This window comes from Bacteroidia bacterium, assembly GCA_020852255.1.
Classification (GTDB): Bacteria; Bacteroidota; Bacteroidia; order JADZBD01; family JADZBD01; genus JADZBD01.
The window spans coordinates 1-7,341 of the sequence record JADZBD010000026.1 but is presented as its reverse complement, the minus strand read 5'-3'; the positions used below and the strand labels follow the sequence as shown (position 1 = coordinate 7,341).

Here is a 7,341-nt window from a genome sequence, read left to right as displayed (position 1 = left end):
AACAAACTTTACCGCCATGAGCAATCCCATAAAAAGCAATCGCTTTTTCACAAAAGCGAAGGAGCAAAAGATTTTTTACCCGGCAAGGGCACGTGTGGTTCTATTTTAGAACCAACATTTTTTTTACTGCCCGCCGGGCAGGTTCACTGATTTCCAGAAAATATGTTCCGGCCGGTAACCCGTAGGGTGTGACAAGAATCTGTATTCCCTCCGCTGTTTGCTGATGCACTCTCCTGCCCTGCAAATCATAAATTGTAAGCAGACCATCCGTCAGCGGCTCCGTCAGGCTAACGGTGCAATGATCAATTACCGGATTCGGATAGACAGAAAAAACAAGCGAGGACTCCTCCTCTACTCCCAGCGGCGGATTGAATTCCCACCAGTCCCTTTTTACCGATCCTTCGTATCCGGTTCCTGCGTATCCCAGTCCTCCGATCATCATTCCTACCATATTACTGCGCGCACCTCCGCCGAATGCGGCAACCATAGACCATGCATTGTTGTTGGAATCATACCTCCAGAAATCGGCCACATTGCTCAGTGTATTATCGTACCCTGTTCCCACAAACCCGTAGCCCCCCAGCGCAAACGCGCAGGCTCCCTTCCGGGGCAGTCCCGGAAACGCAGCCACCGGACTCCAGGTATTGGTGAGCGTGTTGAACTTATACATGTCCGCTTTGTTCACCCCGTCGTCGCCGGTGCCTACATACGCATTGGTGCCAATCACAAAAGCAACGGCAAGCTGCCGTGCAGTACCGGGAAATACCGCTTTAACAGTCCAGTTATTATTTCCGGGGTCATACTCGTAAAAATCATTTTTGAAACCCACGGCATCCTGACCGAGTCCGATATATCCTTTAGCTCCGTTGGAAAACCCCACTGCTTTTCTCCTTGCAGTGCCGGGAAAACTCATTTTCTGAGTCCAGGTATCGTTCACCGGATTGTATTCCCAAAAGTCGTTGAGATAGGGAATGGATCCTTGTCCGGTTCCCACATACCCTTTGTTCCCAATCGAGAATCCCACCGCGGCATCCCGCGACAGTCCGCTGCCGTTCACACCTCCCAGGCTGGAAACCGTAAGCCACATATTAGTGGCGGGATTGTACACATTAAAACTTCTGCGGAAAGATGCGGAGTCGAATCCACAGCCCAGGTATCCTCCGTTCCCGATCACAAATCCGCAGGCTGCCGTACGTGCATCATCCGGATAATCGGCCTTTTGGGTCCAAACGCCCTGAGCGAAGGAGGAGGATAAAATCAACAGAGAAAGAGTAAGCGAGAAAACGAATGGTGTTTTTTTCATAAAGATCATTTGACGATGAAGGGAACCGTGGTGACTAATCCTGTCTCGGTGAACACCTGCAGAAAATAACTGCCTGTGATCAGGTTTCCCTTCCGGATCTCCACTGTGGAAGCGCCGCAGGTTAACGATTCCCGTTGCTGCTGACCGCGAACATCGGTGATCAGGTACCTGTAGCTTCGCTCGCCTTCCGGCAGCCGGAGATCCAGTGTTGCGGTGGTTTCAACAGGGTTAGGAAATAATTTAGCGGGGAAATCGCCGGACGAAAACTCCGTTACGCTCAGAGGGGCAAAAGGGGTGTACTCCCAAAAATCTCTGCGGCATCCGGTAGAACCTTTACCCGCGCCGGCGTACGCACGGTTGCCGATCACAAAACAGATGGCGTTTCTTCTTCCTCCTCCCTCAAAGCTTTTCCGCTGCACCCAGCTGTTGAACTGCGGATCGTATTCGAAAAGCTCGTCCTTGTAACCACCGTCTGTGCCCATGAGTATATATCCCTTCCCCAGCAAAGCGAAACCATGACCGCTGAAGCGGGCGGCGGCGGGAAAATTTCCAATGGACGACCAGGAATTCATTGACGGGTTATAAGCCCATATATCCGACGCAAATGCATTCTCATCCGCACCCATGCCCACATAAGCCATGTTATTCAGAACAAAATGATAGGTTCCGTAACGAACAGAGCCGGGGAAGGATGATCTCTGAAGCCATGAATTGGTAGACGGAGTAAATTCCCAGCACTGATTGGTGTACTGGGAAGGACCAAGTTTTCCGCAAACCACATAGCCCTTACCATTGATCGAAAACGCCGAGCAATAATAGGCGCCCCAGCCGCCACCGATCGGACAAGATGCCCGCTGCAACCAGGTATTGGTCAGCGGTGAATATTCCCAAAAGTCGCTCAGCGTATTTCCAATAGAAGCCAGTGCATTGTCCATCCCGGTTCCCACATACGCACTGGTGCCAATCACAAAAACACAGGCATTTCTGCGTGGAATACCCGGACAGTTTGCTTTCTGCGTCCATGAATCAACCGAAGGATCGTATTCCCAGAGATCGCGGTGTAACATCTCCGCCGTGTCTTGTCCCATACAAGCGTAGCCACGGCCACCGATAGAAAAACTAACGAGGCGTTCGCGTTTGCCGCCTCCGAACGCCTCTTTTTTTATCCAGTCGTTATTCGCCGTTGCGCCAAGAACAGCACAGAGGAAAAAGATACACGCGCTTACACCTTTCACTGCTTTACGAGTTTGATGGTTTGAACCGTCTCTCCGGGATGCTCCACAGAAATAACATACACACCCCTTCTTAAGTGGCGGACATCAATGACTACCTCCTCGTCATGGCCCGCTTGAACAGTCATGACATTTTCACCTTTTAATCCCAAAATTCTGAGTTGAGCGCCCCGAACATTTTTCAGGGTGATGATATCCGTTGCGGGGTTGGGATAACATTCCATCTTTGCAATTAAGAATTCATCCGACCCCGACATATAACCAAGTTCCCACCAGTCATTAAAATTTGTTCCGTTGGTACCCCATCCCACGAATGCATGCGTGCCCACTCCGCTTCCCACCATGTAGCGCCGGGAAATTCCTTCAAATTCATTCAGTGTAGTCCAGGTATTGGTTGCAGGATCGAAGCAATGGAAATCTGAAAAATTATTTCCGCTCTGGAAATCTTCGCCTGTACCCACAAGTCCCTTTCCATTGCAGGAAAAACCGCATGCCGCAAGACGATTAGGTCCGGGAACATTCGCCTTTTGTATCCACTGATTTGTAGCGGGATCGTACTCCCAAAGATCATTCTTGCTTCCGGCGGGAGGAGTAGACTGCTCTCCGGTTCCGATATAGCCTTTGGAGCCTATTGAAAATCCAACGCAGGCGAAACGGCCGCCGGGCGGAAAGAAGGCCCGCTGCACCCAGAAATCCCCGGCCGGATCGTATTCCCAAAAATCGTTGCTGTATCCGCTCATGCTGGTATTTCCGGTTCCGGCGTATCCCTTATTCCCGATGGAGAATCCCACTGCACCACGCCGGGCCAAGCCGCCAAAGGGCGCTTTGGTACTCCAGGTGTTTGTAAGAGGATCATAGCAGTAAAAGGCCGTTGTATTAGCGCCGGTTGCTATTCGCCCGGTTCCAACATATCCTTTATTGCCAATAGTAAATGCGAATGAATGGTGGGTAGGTCCGCCGGCGTAATTTGCCTTTTGTGTCCAGGAGTTGGATCCCGGATCAAACTCCCACCAGTCGCCGTAAAGGATATCCACTACGGCGTTCACATGACCGAGACCGGTATACACTTTGTTTCCGATGGTGATGGCTACCGAACGGTGCCTTCCGGGAGCCGGAATATTCGACCGCTGATACCAGCCCCAACCCTGCTGGGCATGAAGAAATGCAGATGAAAAAAGAAACGCGAAAAGTAAAGATCTCACCATGAACATTAACTTAACTTTAAAACTACAGGCTTTATGGCTGATTTCCAATTAAGCCCTATCAGACAATAAGGGCGGGGGAGGGAAAAAAATCAGCCCGAAATTAATCATATCTATCTTATTTTCAACGAATTACGACACCAGCAAGAATGAACTGATCCGAAAGTTCAAGCCTCCTACTTAAGCGTTGAAATTAGTCGCTTCATCTGCTCATTCAGAGCATTTATGGCGTAAATTTGCATGCTGGTATAATAGTTTATTCCGGCACTTTTTTTCGGTATAACTTCGTAGCCCCTTTAATACTTTTAATCATGTACGACATTCTCAAACGGTTTGAGGACAAAGTTTCGCCCCTTAAGAAGAAGGGGTTGAAAGTGGAGGGATTGCAGATGGTTGATCCAAAAAAACGCACCCATGTGATCAACATATCCCGGCCATTTATTTTTGACATGCGCGGCCTTCCGAAAAAATACGAAGGTTTATCCGTAAAAGGAAAGATCAACGGCGATCTGCCGAATGAATTTCAGATTGACCGTACGAAGCCCGACTGGATGAAGCGTGATTACATTTGGGCGCCGGAGCGTTTTGAGAAGTTTGTAGAGCGTTGCGGAGAGCAGATCCGGAAGGAGTTGGGGAACCCGGTGATGACGAAGAAGGAGATGCTGGATGCATTATGTTTTGGGAATTACGAGGAGCATAAAAAGAATACGAAGAAGCTCATCAAGGAGGGGAAGATTCCTTCTTTTAAGGGCAATTAATCCGTTTGAAGGCATACCGCTCAGAACGGCAGAATGGAATAACAGGTTTGTTTTTTGGGGCCCGGGGATGAAAGTCTCCGGGTTTTTTAATTTAGTACTTTCGAAGAATGGAAGCATTTGTAGGTACAGAAATCAGGGACGGTGTTGGGATCATCACCTTCTTTCATCCGCAGAGCAATTCCCTTCCGGGTTCTATACTGCGTCAGCTGTCGGGTGCGATTGAATCGGCCGGAAAGAATAATTCTGTAAAGGTGATACTTGTCCGCAGCGAGGGGGAGAAAGCATTTTGTGCGGGTGCTTCGTTTGATGAGCTGGCGGCGATTCACGACGCGGAGGCCGGTAAAACATTCTTCAGCGGATTCTCAGGTGTGATCAACGCCATGCGTAAGGCACCCAAGTTTGTGCTGGTGAGGGTACAGGGTAAAGCGGTGGGCGGCGGCGTTGGGATTGCCAGCGCCGGAGATTACACCTTTGCGGTAGAATCGGCGCAGGTAAAACTAAGTGAGCTGGCGATCGGCATCGGGCCGTTTGTGATTGGTCCGGCCGTAGAAAGAAAAACGGGTGTTGCGGCATATGCACAGCTTTCCATCAATGCCACTGCCTGGCAAAGTGCGTTATGGGCGAAGGAGCACGGATTGTATGCCGAAGTATTTCCCGACGCGGCATCCATGGATAAGGCGCTTCAGGACTTATGCAGGCAGCTGACGAGCAGTTCACCGGAGGCCATGGCAGAACTCAAGAAGGTAATGTGGGAAGGCACAGAGCACTGGGACAAACTGCTTTCGGAACGTGCAGCCATGAGCGGCCGGCTGGTGCTAAGCGATTTCACCCGCAATGCTATTGCCAAGTTCAAAGCGAAATAGTTTCCGTCATCATACGTTTAAACGGAGCATTCAAACTAATCTTTGCCCTGATCATCGTACTCAGCGGCATGAGTTCGTGCATTCTTGAAAAACGACTGTACACACGGGGGTATCATTTAGAATTTGTAAACACGCCTAATGGAGTGAGTTCCCCCTCAACGAAGAGCAGCATTGTCAACCTTTCCAACCGAAACCTCACATCTGATGCATCACACACGGTACACGCTGTCACCTGTCCGCCCACTAACGCAAAACCCGTGTTAGTGCCAGTGCAATATATTTATTTAGAGCGTTGTTCAATTATTTTTCCGTCTTTGTCTATCACGGTATATTTTGTCCAATGATAGCTTCCTTTTACATATGTCACTCGAGTCTCCTCAAGTGTGGCTAAATCCCACGATACACACTCTCCAATTATTTCTCCGTTTTCAAAAAAACATTTTGCGATTAATTTGTTTTGCTTCACGGTTGTCAAAGTTCCTTGTCCTTGCAGCATACCGTTGATGCATGTTGCATTGAATACAATTTTTTCTCGGGTATAATAAGAAGTCAAGGTATCACAGATTACGCCTGTAAATTTCTTTCCAACCGTATAGTAAAAAAAATCACAATTCCCGTCTTGACTTTGTTTTTCAAATCTTTTGTTTTCAAGCCCGCTGGTAAACGGGTTTACATATACTTCTTTGTTAAACCCTCCGTTTATAGTGTCCTTTCTCCAGCCACTAGCCATAGTATAACCAGCGATAGTTTCGCCAACATATTGGTTGTATGTTATTCCGTCACCTGTGGGACAGATTGTTAATGACATGTCAGGAATGTCAAATATGAGCCTGTTTATTGTGTCATTAACCTTTAACGTGTCAGCTGGGTTTTGAGAATAGCATGTTAAACTCGAAATGGTCGAGAATATTATTACTAATATTTTATGCAAGGTCGTCATTTTTGCATTGGCACTAACGTTCCGCAAGTTTGCGATGTGCGGGTTTTCGGAGAAGGATTTGTCTGCCAAGACAAATGCTCGTAGAAAAACCGAACACCAAATTTACGATTTTGCCCGCATAGCGCAAACTTGCTGTTAGGCACAGTTTCTTCTGTCGTGGCTGTCGACCGAGAACAACGAAATGAAAAAGTGCGGAACTGTCCAGCTAGAAAAGCAGTCGATGGAAAAGTTGTCAGCCGAGACAGTCACACGAAGAAACTGTCAATGCAGGAGTTATTGTTTGCAGTAGTTGTCATCTACTTTTGTCCATACTTCCCAGCCTCTATTGTTGTCTGGGTTGAAGGGGATTTTTCGGGGATACTGATGGTGGTAAAATACAATCATCTCTTTTTTATTATCGTCCCAAGACAATTGGAGTTGTCCAAAATGGGTTTCCTGTCCTATGTAATTGCGTCCTTGAGTGTACCGATAGTTTCCTTTTGCCGACTTTTTGTCTCTGGGATTGAACTCTACAAATCCTTTTGCTTTTGCATTTTCACTTTTCCAGTAATTAATATCTAAAGAGAATTCGTGTCCACCGAGGTATGTCATGCGAATGAAAAGTCCAATATTGTCTTGCCTCATTGGTTCCAAATCTTTGTCGGTTGTATTATCTTGTCCGATGTCAGCCCGTTTGTAACAACCTTGATATTTTAGATAGTAGTCTTTTAATTTGTTTTGTTCGTGTCTTCTTTCGAAGTATAAAACAACAATTGTGGCGATGAAACCGCCAGCCAGTCCAGTTACGATAGAAAAAATTGTCGGGTAGGAGATTGTCCAGCATGGAGCAAAGAATTCAATCAGTCCAGATGCGATTAGAATTGCGAATGAAAGAATGAATACAAATCGCTCCCATTTTTCGATTAATGTATCTTTCTGGAAATTCCGCTTAAACTGACCCCCTGATTCCGGGGCAAACTGACCCCTCTAATCCGGAGCAAATTGACCCCCTGATTCCGGGGCAAACTGACCCCTGCATTTTTTCAAGTTGATCATGGCTGTTT

The 7,341-nt window shown here is 47.6% G+C and carries 7 protein-coding genes; 2 read left to right on the top strand and 5 right to left on the bottom strand.

Annotation, left to right across the window (positions count from 1 at the left end; genetic code table 11):
• Positions 1–100: 100 nt before the first annotated feature.
• Genes IT233_14000 through IT233_13990 form a run of 3 tightly spaced genes read right to left on the bottom strand, consistent with a single transcriptional unit; the run spans position 101 to position 3,740 of the window.
• Entirely contained in the window at positions 101–1,303 is a 1,203-nt protein-coding gene (locus IT233_14000; GenBank protein MCC7303749.1) for a T9SS type A sorting domain-containing protein, read from the bottom strand.
• Between the two features lie 5 nt (positions 1,304–1,308).
• Positions 1,309–2,538 (bottom strand): hypothetical protein, encoded by a 1,230-nt coding sequence (locus tag IT233_13995; GenBank protein ID MCC7303748.1) that lies wholly within the window; start codon positions 2,536–2,538, stop codon positions 1,309–1,311.
• Complete coding sequence (locus tag IT233_13990; GenBank protein MCC7303747.1) at positions 2,535–3,740, bottom strand: T9SS type A sorting domain-containing protein; 1,206 nt, start codon at positions 3,738–3,740, stop codon at positions 2,535–2,537. Before IT233_13990 ends, IT233_13995 begins: the two co-directional genes overlap by 4 nt.
• Positions 3,741–4,048: 308 nt before the next feature.
• Here IT233_13990 and IT233_13985 point away from each other — a divergent pair, with 308 nt between their 5' ends.
• The gene (locus IT233_13985; protein ID MCC7303746.1) at positions 4,049–4,495 is read left to right on the top strand and encodes a hypothetical protein; all 447 of its coding nucleotides are present in this window, start codon (positions 4,049–4,051) and stop codon (positions 4,493–4,495) included.
• A 107-nt stretch (positions 4,496–4,602) separates the two neighbouring features.
• Positions 4,603–5,358, top strand: coding sequence for an enoyl-CoA hydratase/isomerase family protein (locus tag IT233_13980; GenBank protein ID MCC7303745.1), 756 nt, complete (start codon positions 4,603–4,605; stop codon positions 5,356–5,358).
• A gap of 280 nt (positions 5,359–5,638) precedes the next feature.
• Here IT233_13980 and IT233_13975 read toward each other — a convergent pair whose 3' ends face one another.
• Positions 5,639–6,166 (bottom strand): hypothetical protein, encoded by a 528-nt coding sequence (locus IT233_13975; protein ID MCC7303744.1) that lies wholly within the window; start codon positions 6,164–6,166, stop codon positions 5,639–5,641.
• A 405-nt stretch (positions 6,167–6,571) separates the two neighbouring features.
• Entirely contained in the window at positions 6,572–6,889 is a 318-nt protein-coding gene (locus IT233_13970) for a hypothetical protein (GenBank protein MCC7303743.1), read from the bottom strand.
• Between the last annotated feature and the right edge of the window lie 452 nt (positions 6,890–7,341).